Source organism: Allobosea sp. ASV33, assembly GCF_016428755.1.
Lineage (GTDB): Bacteria > Pseudomonadota > Alphaproteobacteria > Rhizobiales > Beijerinckiaceae > Allobosea.
Window position 1 is genome coordinate 1 of the sequence record NZ_JAELTI010000116.1, and the last position, 15,537, is coordinate 15,537.

10 protein-coding genes are annotated in these 15,537 nt (G+C 67.3%); 5 read left to right on the forward strand and 5 right to left on the reverse strand.

Annotation, left to right across the window (positions count from 1 at the left end; genetic code table 11):
- A partial coding sequence (locus tag JHD80_RS23835) for a penicillin-binding protein 1A (RefSeq protein WP_199092501.1) occupies positions 1-2,073 on the reverse strand: 2,073 nt, incomplete at its 3' end.
- A 224-nt stretch (positions 2,074-2,297) separates the two neighbouring features.
- Complete coding sequence (locus JHD80_RS23840; protein ID WP_199092503.1) at positions 2,298-3,485, reverse strand: N-acetylmuramoyl-L-alanine amidase; 1,188 nt, start codon at positions 3,483-3,485, stop codon at positions 2,298-2,300.
- Positions 3,486-4,228: 743 nt separating this feature from the next.
- On the opposite strand from JHD80_RS23840, the gene JHD80_RS23845 reads away from it, so the two are divergent.
- Positions 4,229-6,973 carry an Rne/Rng family ribonuclease gene (locus tag JHD80_RS23845; RefSeq protein WP_199092505.1) on the forward strand — a complete coding sequence of 915 codons (2,745 nt, stop codon included), beginning with the start codon at positions 4,229-4,231 and terminating at the stop codon, positions 6,971-6,973.
- A 168-nt stretch (positions 6,974-7,141) separates the two neighbouring features.
- Here JHD80_RS23845 and JHD80_RS23850 read toward each other — a convergent pair whose 3' ends face one another.
- Together JHD80_RS23850 and JHD80_RS23855 are read right to left on the reverse strand one after the other, a co-directional pair.
- Complete coding sequence (locus JHD80_RS23850) at positions 7,142-9,400, reverse strand: mechanosensitive ion channel family protein (RefSeq protein ID WP_199092506.1); 2,259 nt, start codon at positions 9,398-9,400, stop codon at positions 7,142-7,144.
- Positions 9,401-9,539: 139 nt separating this feature from the next.
- Positions 9,540-10,730 carry a pyridoxal phosphate-dependent aminotransferase gene (locus JHD80_RS23855; RefSeq protein ID WP_199092508.1) on the reverse strand — a complete coding sequence of 397 codons (1,191 nt, stop codon included), beginning with the start codon at positions 10,728-10,730 and terminating at the stop codon, positions 9,540-9,542.
- Positions 10,731-10,914: 184 nt separating this feature from the next.
- Between JHD80_RS23855 and JHD80_RS23860 the strand changes: the two genes are divergently transcribed.
- From JHD80_RS23860 to accC, 3 genes are all read left to right on the forward strand, one after another.
- On the forward strand, positions 10,915-11,721 hold the full coding sequence (locus JHD80_RS23860) for a DsbA family protein (RefSeq protein WP_199092510.1): 807 nt from the start codon (positions 10,915-10,917) through the stop codon (positions 11,719-11,721).
- A gap of 284 nt (positions 11,722-12,005) precedes the next feature.
- Complete coding sequence (accB, locus tag JHD80_RS23865) at positions 12,006-12,467, forward strand: acetyl-CoA carboxylase biotin carboxyl carrier protein (protein ID WP_199092519.1); 462 nt, start codon at positions 12,006-12,008, stop codon at positions 12,465-12,467.
- Positions 12,468-12,508: 41 nt separating this feature from the next.
- Positions 12,509-13,870: an acetyl-CoA carboxylase biotin carboxylase subunit gene (gene accC, locus JHD80_RS23870; RefSeq protein WP_199092521.1), complete on the forward strand. Its 1,362-nt coding sequence runs from the start codon at positions 12,509-12,511 to the stop codon at positions 13,868-13,870.
- Between the two features lie 229 nt (positions 13,871-14,099).
- Here accC and JHD80_RS23875 read toward each other — a convergent pair whose 3' ends face one another.
- On the reverse strand, positions 14,100-15,212 hold the full coding sequence (locus JHD80_RS23875; RefSeq protein ID WP_199092523.1) for a M20 family metallopeptidase: 1,113 nt from the start codon (positions 15,210-15,212) through the stop codon (positions 14,100-14,102).
- A gap of 6 nt (positions 15,213-15,218) precedes the next feature.
- On the opposite strand from JHD80_RS23875, the gene JHD80_RS23880 reads away from it, so the two are divergent.
- Positions 15,219-15,533, forward strand: coding sequence for a hypothetical protein (locus JHD80_RS23880; RefSeq protein ID WP_199092524.1), 315 nt, complete (start codon positions 15,219-15,221; stop codon positions 15,531-15,533).
- Positions 15,534-15,537: the final 4 nt, after the last annotated feature.

Here is a 15,537-nt window from a genome sequence, read left to right on the forward strand (position 1 = left end):
GTCCTTGGCGTCGTTGGTCGTGCCGGTCTTGCCGGCGAGCGGCTTGCCCACGGACTTGACCACGGTCGCCGTGCCGGCGTTGACCACGCCTTCGAGGATCGAGACCATCTGGTACGCCGTCAGCGGGTCGAGCACCTGTTCGCGGTTGTCGATCAGGCGCGGCTCCTGCTGGTTCGCCCATTTTTCGGCGTTGCAGCCTTCGCAGACGCGCTGATCATGCCGGAAGATCGTCGAGCCCGTGCGGTCCTGGATACGGTCGATCAGGGTCGGCCGGATGCGCTTGCCGCCGTTGACCAGCATCGAATAGCCCGCGGTCATCCGCATCACGGTCGTCTCGCCGGCGCCCAGCGACATCGACAGCACCGGCTGGAGATCGTCATAGACGCCGAAGCGACGGGCATATTCGGCGATCAGCGGCATGCCGACATCCTTGGCGAGCCGCACCGTCATCAGGTTCTTCGAGAACTGGATGCCGTAGCGCAGCGTGCGCGGGCCGGTCGACTTGCCGTCGAAATTCTCCGGCCGCCACATGCCCAGCCCCGGCCCCTGATCGATCTCGATCGGAGCGTCCAGGATGATGCTCGACGGCGTGTAGCCGTTGTCGAGCGCGGTCGCGTAGACGAAGGGCTTGAAGGAGGAGCCGGGCTGGCGCAGCGCCTGCGTCGCGCGGTTGAACTCCGACTGGTCGTGGCTGAAGCCGCCGACCATCGCGAGCACGCGGCCCGAGAACGGATCCATCGCGACGATGGCGCCGTTGACCTCCGGCAATTGCCTGAGACGCGCGAAGCCCGGCCGGCTCTCGATCGGCTCGACATAGACGACGTCACCAACCGACACGGCCTGCGAGACGCGGGCGCGGCGGGTCCATTTGATGCCGTCGGCGGCCAGTGTCAGGGTCTGGCGCTCCTTGTTGAGGTGGCCCGCGGTATCGCGCAAGGGATGCAGTCCGAGCCTGGCGCTGTCGCCGTTGACGTCGAGCACCACGGCGAGGCGCCACGGCGCGACGTCGCCCAGGACCGGCAGCTCGCCGACGACGGCGCCCCATTCCTTGCCGGCGAGGTCGAGCTTCTGGATCGCGCCGCGCCAGCCGCGCGCCTCGTCGAAGCGCACGAGACCGTCGACCAGCGCCTTGCGCGCCATCAACTGGATCTTGGGATCGACCGTGGCACGGACCGATAGGCCGCCTTCGAGGAGCTTCTTCTCGCCGTAGCGATCCTGCAGCTCGCGCCGAATCTCCTCGGCGAAATAGCCGGCCGCAATCTGATTCGGCGACACAGTGCGCGGATTGACGCCGAGCGGCTGCTTCTTGGCCTCCTCGCCCGCCTCGCGCTTGACGTAGCCGTTCTCGACCATGCGATCGATCACGTAGTTGCGGCGCTCGATCGCGCGGTCACGGTTGCGGAAGGGGTGCAGATCGGTCGGCGCCTTCGGAAGCGCAGCAAGATAGGCCGCTTCCTGCAGGTTCAGCTCATGCACCGACTTGCCGAAATAGTTCAGCGCGGCCGCGGCGATGCCGTAGCTGCCCTGCCCCGGCGCCGGAGCGCCGAGATAGATCTCGTTCAGATAGAGCTCGAGGATCTTATCCTTCGAGTAGGTCGATTCGAGCTTCAGCGCGACGAGCGCTTCGCGAATCTTGCGCTCGATCGACTGCTCGGGGCTCAGAAAGAAGTTCTTCGCGACCTGCTGGGTGATCGTCGAGGCGCCCTGCGGCCGGCGATTGGCGCTGCGGTTGCGGAAATTGGAGATGGCGGCGCGGACCAAGCCTTCCGGATCGACGCCGACATGCTTGTAGAAATTCTTGTCCTCGGCCGAGATATAGGCGTCGACGACGAGCTTCGGCACGGCCTGGATCGGCAGATAGAGGCGCCGCTCGCGCGCATATTCGGCGATCAGGCTGCCGTCGCCCGCATGGACGCGGGTCATCACCGGCGGCTCGTAGTTCCTGAGCTGCGCATAGTCCGGCAGATCGCGCGAGTAATGCCAGATCAGGCCGCCGGCGATGGCGGCGCCGATCACGAAAGCGATCGCGCCGGCGGCGAACAACCATCCGAAGATTCGCAGAATGAACCGCATCTCAGGCCCTGGACCCCGTAATTGCCACCCGGCGGGCGCCAAATCGGGGCGCTTCGCAAATCATAGCTATAACATGACGGAGATGGCGGAACCGTGGCCTCGCGACCACATTCCGCATCATCCGACAGCCTTCGGAACGCACGCGGGCACGCCGCCGACGATTCGGCCGTTCCCCATCCCTGCCGCCGTTCGCAGCATGGCGCAACCGGAACCGTTGGGGTTCCCTAGTTCCGGCTCTCTGCCGCCTTGCCGACCGAGGCCCGCTCGCGGGCGAAATAGTCCTCGATCGCGGCTGAGACGGCCGTCACCGCCTTGCCCCGCCATTCCGGCGAGTTCAGCAGTTCGGCATCCTTCGGGCTCGACATATAGCCGAGCTCGATCAGCACGGAGGGCACATCGGGCGCGCTCAGAACCCAGAATCGGGCCGAGCGCAGCGGTATCTTGTGCATCTTGATCGAGCCGCCGAGCTTCTCGACGAGATTGCGCGCGAAGACCCCGGTGAAGGTTCGCGTCTCGCGCCGGGCGAGATCCATCAGGATGCCGGCGACGTCCTGTACTTCCTCGCTGGTTTCCAGGCCCGCGACGGAATCGGCCTCGTTTTCCTTGGCCGCGAGCCGGGCGGCCTCGGCGTCGGTTGCCCGTTCCGAGCGGGTATAAACGGTCGCACCGCGTACATCCTGGGCCTGCGTCAGTGAATCGGCATGGATCGAGATGAACAGGTCGGCCTGTTCGCTGCGCCCGATCTGCACGCGGTCGCCGAGCGAGACGAAGCGGTCGTCGTCGCGGGTCATGACGATGCGGTAGCGGCCGTTGGCCTCCAACTGCTCCTTGAGCGCCTTGCCGAAAGCGAGGACCACCGCCTTCTCGGCGATCGAGGCGACCGTCGCTCCGGGATCGATGCCGCCATGGCCGGGGTCGATCACGATCGTGCGACGTGTCTCGCCGGCTGCCTTGGTCGGCGCCGGCGTCGGTGCTGGCGCTCCGGGCTTCAGCACCTTCCCGGCATCGGCCAGGAAATCCGCCCGCGACACCTTCTTCAGCTCGATCGCGAGCTCGCCGAAGCCGCCGCGCACCGTCTTCACCTCAGCCTTGGCGATGGTGGCGGGCTGGGACAGGTCGATGATGATTCGCGCTTTGTCGGCCGTGAACAGGCCGTAGCGATAGCCGCTGACGAAACCGGCATTGCGTTTGGCCGAGGGCTGGATCTGGAAATTGGTCGAGGGCAATTCGACGATGACGCGATCGGGCGACGCCTGCACCCAGGCATCGACCGCGACGGAGGCGGACAGCATCATCGAGAGCCGCACGGTCTCGCCGTTCTGCTCGATGCGGGCGTCGGTCGCGACCGGGTATTCGCTCTGCGGCCGCGGCTCGGTCTTCGGCTGTGCCCAAGCGGGCGAATGGCCTGTCACGGGAGCGATTGCCAGCAGGCAGGCAGCGGCCAGCGCGCACCGCAGCGCCCAGGGCCGCCACGGCGCATCACGACGGCTCCCATCAGCGCGGCGGATGCACGAGAACAGTTGAAAAATCCCGTCTCTTGTTACGAGGGTTTAACCATAACGGGGCTGAAATCCTAACAGCCCGTTACCATCTCTCCGGTAGGCCGGGAACCGCCTCAGGAAGCGCCGGCTGAAATGCGGCCCTCATGTGACTTGCAAATCACCATCACCTGTCTGTAATGGAACAGGTTGCTTGTCAGCCTGTCCGAGGGACACATCCGGATCGTGCGATCCGTCGGCGTCCGAAGCAGGCTGGGCCACCGCTCCCGAACGGGACGGCGGCAACAAGACGACCGCAACGGATCGTCCGCAGACGGTTGGCATCGGGATTGCGTGTTTTCTGCGCCCTGCCCTGTCTTGCGAGCGTGCAAACGCGATGCGCCTGGCTATTCGGCCGGAGCATCGCAGGTCAGGACAGATGACGGGGCATAAGACGCCGCTAGCACCATCGGTGAACCGTCCGAACCTGCGGAACCGCGCCGGGCTTGTCGCCCGGGTGGCTGTTCCGAGCCGCCTTCCCGTCTCGACCGCTTCCTCCTCCCTCCTGCAACATGCCGGCTCGCTCCGGCCTTCTCGCGGCGCCCTCGCCCGCGGCGGCGGATTCACGTCCGTAGCCATGCGGCACAGGTCGGCAGCCGCGCCAATGGAACTATCTTATGGCCAACAAGATGCTTATCGATGCCACCCACCCGGAGGAGACCCGGGTCGTGGTGGTCCGCGGATCCCGCGTCGAAGAATTTGATTTCGAATCCGCCAGCCGAAAGCCGCTCCGCGGCAATATCTATCTCGCCAAGGTGACGCGCGTGGAGCCCTCGCTCCAGGCCGCCTTCGTGGAATATGGCGGCAACCGCCACGGCTTCCTCGCCTTCTCCGAGATCCATCCCGACTACTACCAGATCCCCGTCGCCGATCGGCAGGCGCTGCTCGACGACGAGGCCCGCGCCGAGCGTGACGAGGAACGCGACGAGGAGCGCCGCGAGAAGCGTGGCCGCCGCGACCGCGGCCGCCGTGGCGATCGCGATCATCGCGCCAAGAAGGCCACCGCCGACGAGACGGTCTCGGCCGAGGTCGAAGCGACCGGCGATGATGTCGACGTCGTGACCGACGGCAAGGAAGCCGCCATGGTCAACGAGGGCGGTCCCGCTTTCGGTGAGGTCTTCGCCCCGGCGATCGCCGAATCGGCCACCGAGGACGCCGTCGAGAACGCCGCCCCGCTGACCTTCGAGACCGTCGAAGCGACCGCGGTGGAGGAAACCGTTTCGGCCGAGAGCGCGGACACCGAGGCGCGCAAGCCGTCCGAGGACGACCACGACGACGATCACGGCGACGAGGATGCCGAAGAGGCGCCCGAGCAGCTCGGCGGCGGCGACGCTCTCGACGACATGCCGGAGCGCCGCCAGCGCAGCCACCGTCGCCAGTACAAGATCCAGGAGGTGATCAAGCGCCGCCAGATCATCCTGGTCCAGGTCGTCAAGGAAGAGCGCGGCAACAAGGGCGCGGCGCTCACCACTTATCTCTCGCTCGCCGGCCGCTATTCGGTGCTGATGCCGAACACCGGCAAGGGCGGCGGCATCTCGCGCAAGATCACCAACACCGAGGACCGCAAGCGCCTGAAGGAGATCGCGCAGGAGCTGGAGGTCCCGGAGGGGATGGGCCTGATCCTGCGTACGGCCGGTGCCTCGCGCACCAAGGTCGAGATCCGGCGCGACTACGAATATCTCATGCGGATGTGGGAGAGCGTGCGCGAGCTGACGCTGGCCTCCGTCGCCCCGTCGCTGGTCTACGAGGAGGGCAACCTCGTCAAGCGCTCGATCCGCGACCTCTACAACAAGGATATCGACGAGGTTCACGTCGCCGGCGATAACGCCTATCGCGAGGCCAAGGACTTCATGCGCATGCTCATGCCGAGCCATGCCAAGAGCGTGAAGCCCTATCGCGAGCAGACACCGCTCTTCGCGAGCTTCGGCGTCGAAAGCCAGCTCGACGCGATGTTCTCGAACACGGTCACGCTGAAATCCGGCGGCTATCTCGTCATCAACCAGACGGAAGCGCTGGTCGCGATCGACATCAACTCGGGCCGCTCGACCCGCGAGCACAATATCGAGGACACTGCCCTCAAGACCAATCTCGAAGCGGCGGAGGAAATCTCCCGCCAGCTGCGCCTGCGCGACCTCGCCGGCCTCATCGTGATCGATTTCATCGACATGGAGGAGAACCGGAACAATCGCGCGGTCGAGAAGAAGCTGAAGGAGTGCCTCAAGGACGACCGCGCCCGCATCCAGGTCGGCCGCATCTCGGCCTTCGGCCTCCTGGAGATGTCGCGCCAGCGCATCCGCACCGGCGTGCTCGAATCCTCCTCGGTGCCCTGCCCGCACTGCGCCGGCGCCGGCATGATCCGCTCGACCCCCTCGGTCGCGCTGCAGATCCTGCGTGCGCTGGAGGAGACGCTGATCAAGAGCGCCTCGCACAACCTCACCGTCCGCACCCGGCCGGAAGTGGCGCTCTATGTCCTCAACCAGAAGCGCGCCCATCTCGCCGATCTAGAGACCCGCTTCGCCATCGCGATCACGATCTCGACCGACGCGAACCTGCTTGGTACCCGCTATTTCGAGGTCGAGCGCGGCGAGTTCGTCGGCAATGAGGGCCGGATCGTTCCGACCAGCTTCAAGGCCGAAGCGATCGCGTCCGACGTCGACGACGAGGCGCTCGACGCCGCTGCGGAAGCGGCTGCTCTCGACGCCGAGACCGGCGGCACCGAGACCATCGCGGAAGAGGCCCAGGGCCAGTCCGAGCGTGGCGAGGGTGACAACAACCGCCGTCGCCGGCGTCGGCGTCGGCGCCGGCGTGGCGGCGAGCGTGACGAGCAGGGCCAGCAGCTCGACGGCGCGCAGGGCGATGACGAAGGCGACGAGGGCGAGGAGGACGGCGACGAGGCCGTGACTTCGGCCGCTGCCGAGCCGGCCGCCGAAGCCGTTGCCGAGACCGCTCCGGAGCCGGTCGCCGAGGAACCTGCGGCCGAGCCCGCCAAGCCGAAGCGCAGCCGCGCCCGCAAGCCGAAGGCCGAGGCCGCCAAGGAAACCGAGGCCAAGGCCGAGACCGTCGCGACCGAGGCTGCTCCCGCCGAGGCCGAAAAGCCCAAGCGCAGCCGTTCGCGCAAGAAGGTCGTGCCGATCACCGAGGGTGGCGAGGCCATCGCTGAAGCCGCACCGGCCCCCGTCGAGACCAAGGCCGAAGCTCCCGCTCCCGAAGCTGCTGCCGCTCCGGCCGAACCCGCTCCGGCGCCTGAGCCCGCTCCTGCCCCGGCGCCTGCCGAAGAGCCCGTCGCGGTCGTGCTGACGGAGCCGGACCCGAACCGCCCGAAGCGCGGCGGCTGGTGGAACAGGCTCGCCGGCCGTTCCTGAGCGCGACGCTGAAGCCCGATAGATGACGAAGCCCGCTGCACCTCGCAGCGGGCTTCTTCTTTTTAACGGGCAAGGAAATCTGGCGGGCGAGTTGTCCAGAGCAGCAAGCCAGTCCCGGCTACGCCCGGTCTCGATCCGTCACTTGTCGTCAGCGGCGATCAATCCATCTCAGCCTGCCGCCGGCGCAAGCGGGCTTGGCGGCGGCACGGTCGAGATCGCCGCGGCGGCCTGGCTCTGCATGCCACCCTCGCCGCCGCGCACCGTGACGGCATTCGAGGCGAAGGGCACATGGGCGTCGTTGAGGGCACGATAGACGCGCTTCAGCGACTCGCGCTGCAACGCCGAGGCCTGGTTCGGCTTGGCCGTGAATTTCAGCCGGATGACGATGGCGCTGTCGGTGATGTCGGCCACGCCCTGCATCTTGAGCGGCGCGATGAAATGCGGCGCAAATTCTGGGTCTTCAAGCATGGCGATGCCGGTCTTCTTGATCGCCTTGCGGGCCTGCTCGATATCGGCGGCATGATCGAGGCGGACGTTGAACTTCACCGTCGCCCAGTCGCGGCTGGCATTGGTCAGCGACTGGACCTGGCCGAAGGGCACGGTGTGGATCTGGCCGCTCTGGTGGCGCAACTGCATGGAGCGCAGCGATATCTTCTCGACCGTGCCCTTGAGCCGGCCGGTATCGACATATTCGCCGACGCGGAAGGCATCCTCCAGCATGAAGAACAGGCCGGAGACGATGTCGCGCACCAAGGCCTGCGAGCCGAAGGAGATGGCGAGGCCGAGAATGCCGAAGCCGGCAAGGAGCGGCCCGATATCGACGCCCAGCCGCGACAGCACGATGAGGATCGTGAGGCCGAGCACCGCGCCCAGCACGACGCCGCGCAGCACCGGCAGGACCGTCGCCAGCCGGCTCGGCACGCCCTCCTCATGCGCCGCGTCCTCGTCGGCGGGACCGACGACGCGCGGCCTCGGCGTATAGCCGTCGAAGAAGGCGTGCAGGAAGACGAGCGCAACCCAGCCGACGAAGGCGAAGATCGCAACACCCGCGGTCTGCCGCATCACCATGGCGAATTGCCCTGAGGTGACGCCCAGCAGCAAGCCGGCCCAGAGACGCGCCAGGACGAAGAAGCCGACCGCCCACAGCGCCCCGACGGCAGCGGCGCGCAGCGCCGCGCTGCCGGCGCGCCACATCGGCGTGGCGCCATGCTCGGCCTCGTGCCGCATCGCATGGCAACGCATCAGGCTGGAGATGCCGACGGCGAAGACGGGGATCAGGACGATCGCGACCTGCGTCGTCGCCGCGGCCTCGGCCCAGCGCCCGCCATTCGACATCATCGCAGCCGCGCTGCTGACCATCCAGAGCACGACCGTCGTGGCGATGTAGAACCAGGCCGTCCCGGCCGCGATCAGCCGCCGGATGGGGCCGGGCTCCGAGGAGCCGGAGAGGACCAGCGCCGCCAGATCGTAACGCGCGTCATGGAACCACCAGATCTTGAACAGCGTGATGGCAAGCCCGGTGAGCGCGATCAGCCCGGTCACCGGGCGCGGACCTGTACTGACATGGTGGGCGAGCAGGATACCGGTCACGATCAGCGGCGTCAGGATCGCGTAGGCGACGAGCCGACGGAAATGCACCTCGGCGCGCGGCAATGGCATGATCCGCCGCGCCGGCGCGCCGGGCGAGAGCAGGAAGCGGCCGACCGCAATGTAGATCGCGCCGATCGCCGCGCCGTTGGCGCCGGTCGTGAGAGCGATATTGGCGAGATCGTTCTCGGGCAGCCAGGCGTTGCGGGCGAGCCTCGCCAGAGCCAGGGCCAGGAAGATGGTCGCGATATCCTGGAGCAGCCCCCAGGACGAGGCGACGAGACGTGGCGTGAATTCGGGCCCGGCCGGCTGCATCTTCCGCGCAAACCAGCGGGCGGTCGCGATCCGGAACACGAACGCGGCGGCGAGCGCGAGGCAGACGATCCCGAAGACGCGCCAGCCGGCAGGCAGGCTTTCGCGGCCATTGAGATTACGCTGCCAGGCCCTACCCCAGTCGGTCGGCAATTCGGCGATCGCCGGGATCGAGGTGCCGCTATACCCGACACCGTCGACGAACCGGTCGACCAGGGCGTTGACCTCGGTCTGGAAACCATCCTCATCCGCCATCGACCGGGCGGGAGCAGGTTGCGCGGCAGCAGTCTTGGCCTTGCTCGCAGGCTCCGCGGATGGTGCCACAGCGGGCGCAGCGGTAACGCCGCCGACCCGAATCTCGACCTGCCGCCCGGGAGCGGACAAGGCGTCGACCATCCGGCGGATCGTCTCGGGCGTTTCGTCGCCGCGAAGGTTGAGGATGATGGAGGATTGATCGTCGGCCCGGGCCGGAGCGGCCGAAGGCAGAAATACGAAAGCAAGCGCCAGCCAACCGAACAGGGAAACCATTCTGGCAATGCCTCGCCGCGGGACTGATGCGCCCGATGCAGCGATGTTCATAACAAGCCTCCGCGCTATCCCACGGATTCAGAATGCTGGTATTCCGCGAATTCTGGCAAGAAATTCCCGAGGGGGTGCAAGCGCCTGCTCAGCGCTTCTTCATCCAGGCGCCGATGCGCGTCACCGCCTCCTCGCATTCGCCGAGCGAGCCGGCGAAGGAAAGCCTGATCGTGCGCGCGCCGCGCGTTTCGTCGAAATCGAGTCCGGGCGTGATCGCGACCCCGGCCTCTTCGAGCACGCTGCGGCAGAAGGCCATGGAGTCGTTCGAGTACCGGCCGATGTCGAGATAGACGTAGAAGGCCCCGTCCACCGGCAGGAAATCGCCGAGCCCGATCTCCGGCAGCGCCTTGAGCAGGAAGGCGCGGTTCTCGGCATAGCCGGCCTTGATCGCCTCGCATTCTTCCGTCGCATCGAAAGCCGCCTCGCCCGCGACCTGGCTGAGATAGGGTACCGAGATCGAAAAATTCTGCTGCAGGCGCTCGATCGTGCGCACCAGCCGCTGCGGAACGACGAGCCAGCCGACGCGCCAGCCGGTCATGCAGTAATACTTGGAGAAGGAGTTGACGATGATCGCGTCCTGATCGGCGGCGAGCGCCGTCATTGCCGGGGTCTCGTAGGTCAGGCCGTGATAGATCTCGTCTGAAATGTACCAGAGCCCGAGCTTGCGGCAGCAGGTGGCGACATCGGCGATCGCCTCGGGCGCCATCACCACGCCGGTCGGGTTGGCCGGGCTCATGGTCAGCACGCCCGCGAGCGGCTTCTCGCGATGGGCACGCTCGATCAGCTCTGGCGTCAGGGCGAAACGCGTCTCGGGGCCGACCTCGATCGCGACCGGCTCCAACCCGAGCGCGATCAGGATGTTGCGATAGGCCGGGTAGCCCGGCGCCGTGATCGCGATCCGCGCGCCCGGCTGGAAACAGGCGAGGAAGGCCAGGATGAAGCCGCCCGACGAGCCCGTCGTCACCACCACACGCTCGGCCGCCACCTGGACGCCATAAGCATCCCGATAATGGCGCGCGATGCGATCCCTCAGCGAATCCGTGCCGAGCGCCTGCGTGTACCCGATCCGGCCGTGCTCCAGCGCCCGCGCCGCTGCGGCGCGAATCGAGGCCGGCGTCGGCGCCGAGGGCTGGCCGACTTCCATATGCACGACCGAGCCGCCGCGGCGCTCGATGGCGGCAGCCTGGTTCATCACGTCCATGACGATGAAGGGGGCGACACGCTCGGCCCGCTCGGCCAGAGCGGGCAAGGCGGCGGGCGCAATCAGGGGCTTCGACATCGGCTTGTCCGGGTTCGCGAGGCAGCGAGATCGCGTAGCCGAGCCCACGGCGCCCTGCAACCATCGGCCGCAACCGCTGGCAGAGCTGTGATTTGACCTTCGCCCCCCGAACACCCACAAGCTCGCGCCAGACGCGTTGCTTCCGTCGGCACCTGTCGGCCGGCGGTTTTGAAAGGATGACGAGATGGCTTTCCCGACCCTGACCAGCCTGGCGCGCGCCTGCCTGCGGCCTGCCGCCATCGCGCTCGGCCTCTGGCTCGCGGCCTCCGCTGCCCCGGCCATGGCGCAGGGCCAGCCGCTCTCGCCCGAACAGCGCAAGGCGGTGACCGATCTCATCCGCGAGACGATCCTGAAGAATCCCGAGATCATCCAGGACGCTCTGATCGAGCTGGAGCGCCGCAACACGGTCGCCCAGGCCGATGCCCAGCGCAACGCGGTCGCCGCCGAGAAGGCCCGGATCACCGATCCCGCGACCTCGGTCATCATCGGCAATCCCGAGGGGGACATCACCCTCGTCGAGTTCATGGATTACAATTGCGGCTTCTGCAAAAGGGCGATGGAGGACGTGACCGCGCTCTCCAAGGCCGATCCGAAGCTGCGCGTCGTCCTCAAGGACTTCCCGATCCTCGGGCCTGATTCGGTCGAGGCCAGCCGCGTCGCCGTCGCCGTGAAGAACCAGCTCCAGGGCGCGAAATATTTCGAGTTCCACAACAAGCTGATGGGCGTGAAGGGCAAGGTCAACGCCGCCAAGGCGCTCGACATCGCCAAGGAAGCCGGCGCCGATATCGCGCAGGTGAAGAAGGACATGGAAGCCCCCGCCACCAAGGCCGCGATCGAGGACACCGTCGCGCTCGGCGATCGCCTCGGCCTCACCGGCACGCCGGCCTTCATCGTCGGCGACGAGATCGTCTTCGGCGCGGTCGGCCAGGCCGCCCTCAAGTCGAAGATCGATTCCGTCCGCCGCTGCGGCAAGACCGACTGCGCCGGCTGAACCGTCGCTTCCACACGCACGAACGGGCCGGCGGGGCGCTTCAGGCTTCCCCTGCCGGCCCGCAACGTTTATGAGGGCGGCTCCTGCCGCCTGCGCGCGGTGCCGGAATCAACGCCCTCGATGGTCGCCGTCCACGTCCCCAACGGACATCGCCTCCGATCCGCCCGCCCCGTGAGGGATGGCGAGGTGCGGCGGGCGGCGAAGGCCATCTGAACCCGAATGAACGGGCTCGCGGCGCTCGCCGAGGCCCATCCGAATATCTGAAGAAGACGGTGATACCCGCCATGGCGACCAAGAGCCCGATCGACCCCGAACTTGTCCGCGAGCTCGCCGAGCTCCTGAACCAGACCGATCTCACCGAGATCGAGGTCGAGAAGGGCGATCTGCGCGTCCGCGTCGCCCGCAATATCTCGACGACCGTCCAGGTTCCCGCCGCCCCCCAGATGATGGCGATGCCGGCCCCGGTCGCCGCGGCCAGCGCGCCGGTCGATGCCAAGCCGACCGCCGCCCATCCGGGCGCCGTGCCCTCCCCGATGGTCGGGACCGCCTATCGCCGCCCCTCGCCCGACGCCAAGCCCTTCGTCGAGATCGGCAGTGTCGTGAAGCAGGGTGAGCGCATCCTGCTCGTCGAGGCGATGAAGACCTTCAACGACATCGTTGCGCCCCGCGCCGGCAAGGTCACGGCCATCATGGTCGAGGACGGCCAGCCGGTGGAATACGGCGAGCCGCTGCTGGTGATCGAGTGAGCGCGGCGCCTCGCGCCGCCGGGTCCGATTTGGGTTTCAAGATGTTCGACAAGATCCTGATCGCCAATCGTGGAGAGATCGCGCTGCGCGTGCTGCGCGCCGCCAAGGAGCTCGGCATCGCGACCGTCGCGGTGCATTCCACGGCCGATGCCAATGCGATGCATGTGCGCCTCGCCGACGAGAGCGTCTGCATCGGGCCGCCGCCGGCCCGCGAGAGCTATCTCAACATCCCCGCCCTGATCGCGGCCTGCGAGATCACCGGCGCCGACGCGGTTCATCCAGGCTACGGCTTTCTCTCCGAGAACGCCCGCTTCGCCGAGATCCTGGACCGGCACAACATCGCCTTCATCGGCCCCAAGGCCGAGCATATCCGCAGCATGGGCGACAAGATCGAGGCCAAGCGCACGGCGAAGCGTCTTGGCATCCCCTGCGTGCCGGGCTCGGAAGGCGGCGTCGCGGATGACGAGGAAGCGCTGAAGATCATCCGCGAAATCGGCCTGCCCGTGATCATCAAGGCCGCCTCGGGCGGCGGCGGCAAGGGCATGAAGGTGGTGCGCACGGAGGATGAAGTATCCGTCCTCCTGTCCACGGCCCGCAGCGAAGCCAAGGCCAATTTCGGCGACGACGCGGTCTATATCGAGAAATATCTCGAGAAGCCGCGCCATATCGAGATCCAGGTGCTCGGCGACGGCCGCGGCCACGCGATCCATCTCGGCGAGCGCGACTGCTCGCTGCAGCGTCGCCACCAGAAGGTCTGGGAAGAAGGCCCCTCGCCCGCGCTGAATGCCGGCGAGCGCGACCGGATCGGCGAGATCTGCGCCAAGGCGATGCGCGAATTGCAGTATCGCGGCGCCGGCACGATCGAATTCCTCTACGAGGACGGCGAGTTCTACTTCATCGAGATGAACACCCGCATCCAGGTCGAGCATCCGGTGACCGAGATGATCACCGGCATCGACCTCGTCAACGAGCAGATCCGCATCGCCGCGGGCGCGCCGCTCTCGCTCAAGCAGTCCGACATCGTCATCGAGGGCCATGCCATCGAGTGCCGGGTCAATGCCGAGCATCACGCGACCTTCCGCCCCTCGCCCGGCAAGATCACCTCGTTCCACACTCCGGGCGGCCTCGGTGTGCGCGTCGATTCGGCCGCCTATCAGGGCTACACGATCCCACCGCATTACGACTCACTCGTCGGCAAGCTGATCGTGCATGGCCGCAACCGCGACGAATGCCTGATGCGCCTGCGTCGCTCGCTCGACGAGTTCGTCGTCGACGGCGTCGACACGACGCTGCCGCTGTTCCGCACGCTGGTACGCAACCCGGACATTCTCAACGGCGACTACAACATCCACTGGCTCGAGAAATTCCTCGCCGCCGGCGGCATGGGCGAGCCGGAAGCCTGAGGCTTCGGGCACCCCCCAAACGAGAAAGCCCCTCGCGTCGCGAGGGGCTTTTTTGCATTCTGTCCCTGCGAAGCCAAAGCACGGGTCATCCTGGGCGGAGCGAAGCGTAGACCCGGGATCCATACCGGAGCGCTCCCCGCGAAAGGTTCAGGCATGGATCCCGGGTCTCCCTGCGGTCGCCTGGGATGACCCGCGTTTTCTCAAGAACCGTGCGTGAGGCGAAAACGCCTTAGATCGTCTCCAGCAGGCCCTTCATCAGCGCCTGTCGCTGGGTGATCGAAGAGATCAGCCCGTATTCCTGCAAGGTATGCGCGCCGTCGCCATCGATGCCGAGCCCATCCAAGGTCGGCACGCCGAGCGCAGCGGTGAAGTTGCCATCCGAGCCGCCACCGGTCATTGGGCAATCCTGCAGGTCGAAGCCGACATCGGCCGCAACCTTGCGGGCCAGCTCGAACAGCTCCGCCACCGCAGCCGACTTCTCGTAGGGCGGCCGGTTCATGCCGCCGGTGATGCGCAGCGCGACATCGGGGTCATGCGGCTTCAGGCTGAGGATGCGGTTTTCCATCATCTTGCCGTCGGCGAGCGTGGTCACGCGGCAATCGACGCTGAACCAGGCATGCTGCGGGATGACGTTCGCCGCCGTGCCGCCGCCGATCAGCGCCACGCTGGTGGTGATGCCGCGCGCATAATCGGTCATGCCCTCGATCGCCAGGATCTGGTGGGCCGCCTCGCGGATGGCGCTGCGCCCGTCGGCGTGCTTTGAGCCGGCATGGGAGGGCCGCCCTTCGAGCCTGACATCGAAACGGCCGACGCCCTTGCGCGCGGTGACGATCTTGCCGCCCTGCCGCGCCGGTTCGGTGACGAGCACCGCCTTCGCGCCCTTGCCGATCTCCTCGATCAGCGCCCGGCTGGTCGGAGAACCGATCTCCTCGTCCGGCGTGAACAGGAAGCTCAGCGGCCGCTTGGCCGAGCCTGCGGCCGCGACCTGCTTGAAGGCCTGCAAGGCGAGCCAGGCGCCGCCCTTCATGTCGTAGACGCCGGGGCCGTAGAGCCGGTCGCCGTCGATCCGCACCGGCAGCTCCCTGGCGCTGGTGCCGACCGGGTGCACCGTGTCGAGATGCGACATCACGGCGACGCCCGGCTGGCCATTGGCGAGCCCGGCGCGCAGGAGGACCATGTCGCCGAGCCCGTCGCGACCGGGAATGCGCTCGGCCGCGATCGGCAGCCCGGCGACCTCCTTCTGGACGAGGTCCATCATGCCGTTGACCCCGGCGGGATGGCTGGTGGGACTTTCGAGCGCGACCCAGACGGAGAGCGCGGCGGCGGCTTCTTTCTGATTCATGGCGCGATGTTCTTCGAAGAAGCCCTTGCCGCGCAAGGCGCTGCGCATGCGCCCGGCGCAGGCCGGTTGCGCAGGCTGCCAATCCTGACCAGCTCGGCCGCGGAAAGGTCAGCGGGCGCCGGACACCCCGCCTCCCGGCGCGACCTGTCCCTCGCACGGCACCGCAGCCCGCCTGTGAGGCAGCTTGCATGGCCTTTCGGCCCGGTCCGGGCCGTGGCCAAGGCGGGCATCTTTCCGAAGGCGGTGGATGACGGCGTTTCCGCGAAACGTTTTGCGCCGGCGATGAATTCTGCTCTTGCCAAGCCGGATCGCATTGATTAGACCC

What these genes read in the sequence shown, in the direction of transcription:
- JHD80_RS23850 (WP_199092506.1), bottom strand. Translation starts at nt 9,400, where the DNA reads ATGGTTTCCCTGTTCGGTTGGCTGGCGCTTGCTTTCGTATTTCTGCCT.
- JHD80_RS23880 (WP_199092524.1), top strand. Translation starts at nt 15,219, where the DNA reads ATGTTCTTCGAAGAAGCCCTTGCCGCGCAAGGCGCTGCGCATGCGCCC.
- JHD80_RS23855 (WP_199092508.1), bottom strand. Translation starts at nt 10,730, where the DNA reads ATGTCGAAGCCCCTGATTGCGCCCGCCGCCTTGCCCGCTCTGGCCGAG.
- JHD80_RS23860 (WP_199092510.1), top strand. Translation starts at nt 10,915, where the DNA reads ATGGCTTTCCCGACCCTGACCAGCCTGGCGCGCGCCTGCCTGCGGCCT.
- JHD80_RS23845 (WP_199092505.1), top strand. Translation starts at nt 4,229, where the DNA reads ATGGCCAACAAGATGCTTATCGATGCCACCCACCCGGAGGAGACCCGG.
- accC (WP_199092521.1), top strand. Translation starts at nt 12,509, where the DNA reads ATGTTCGACAAGATCCTGATCGCCAATCGTGGAGAGATCGCGCTGCGC.
- JHD80_RS23875 (WP_199092523.1), bottom strand. Translation starts at nt 15,212, where the DNA reads ATGAATCAGAAAGAAGCCGCCGCCGCGCTCTCCGTCTGGGTCGCGCTC.
- accB (WP_199092519.1), top strand. Translation starts at nt 12,006, where the DNA reads ATGGCGACCAAGAGCCCGATCGACCCCGAACTTGTCCGCGAGCTCGCC.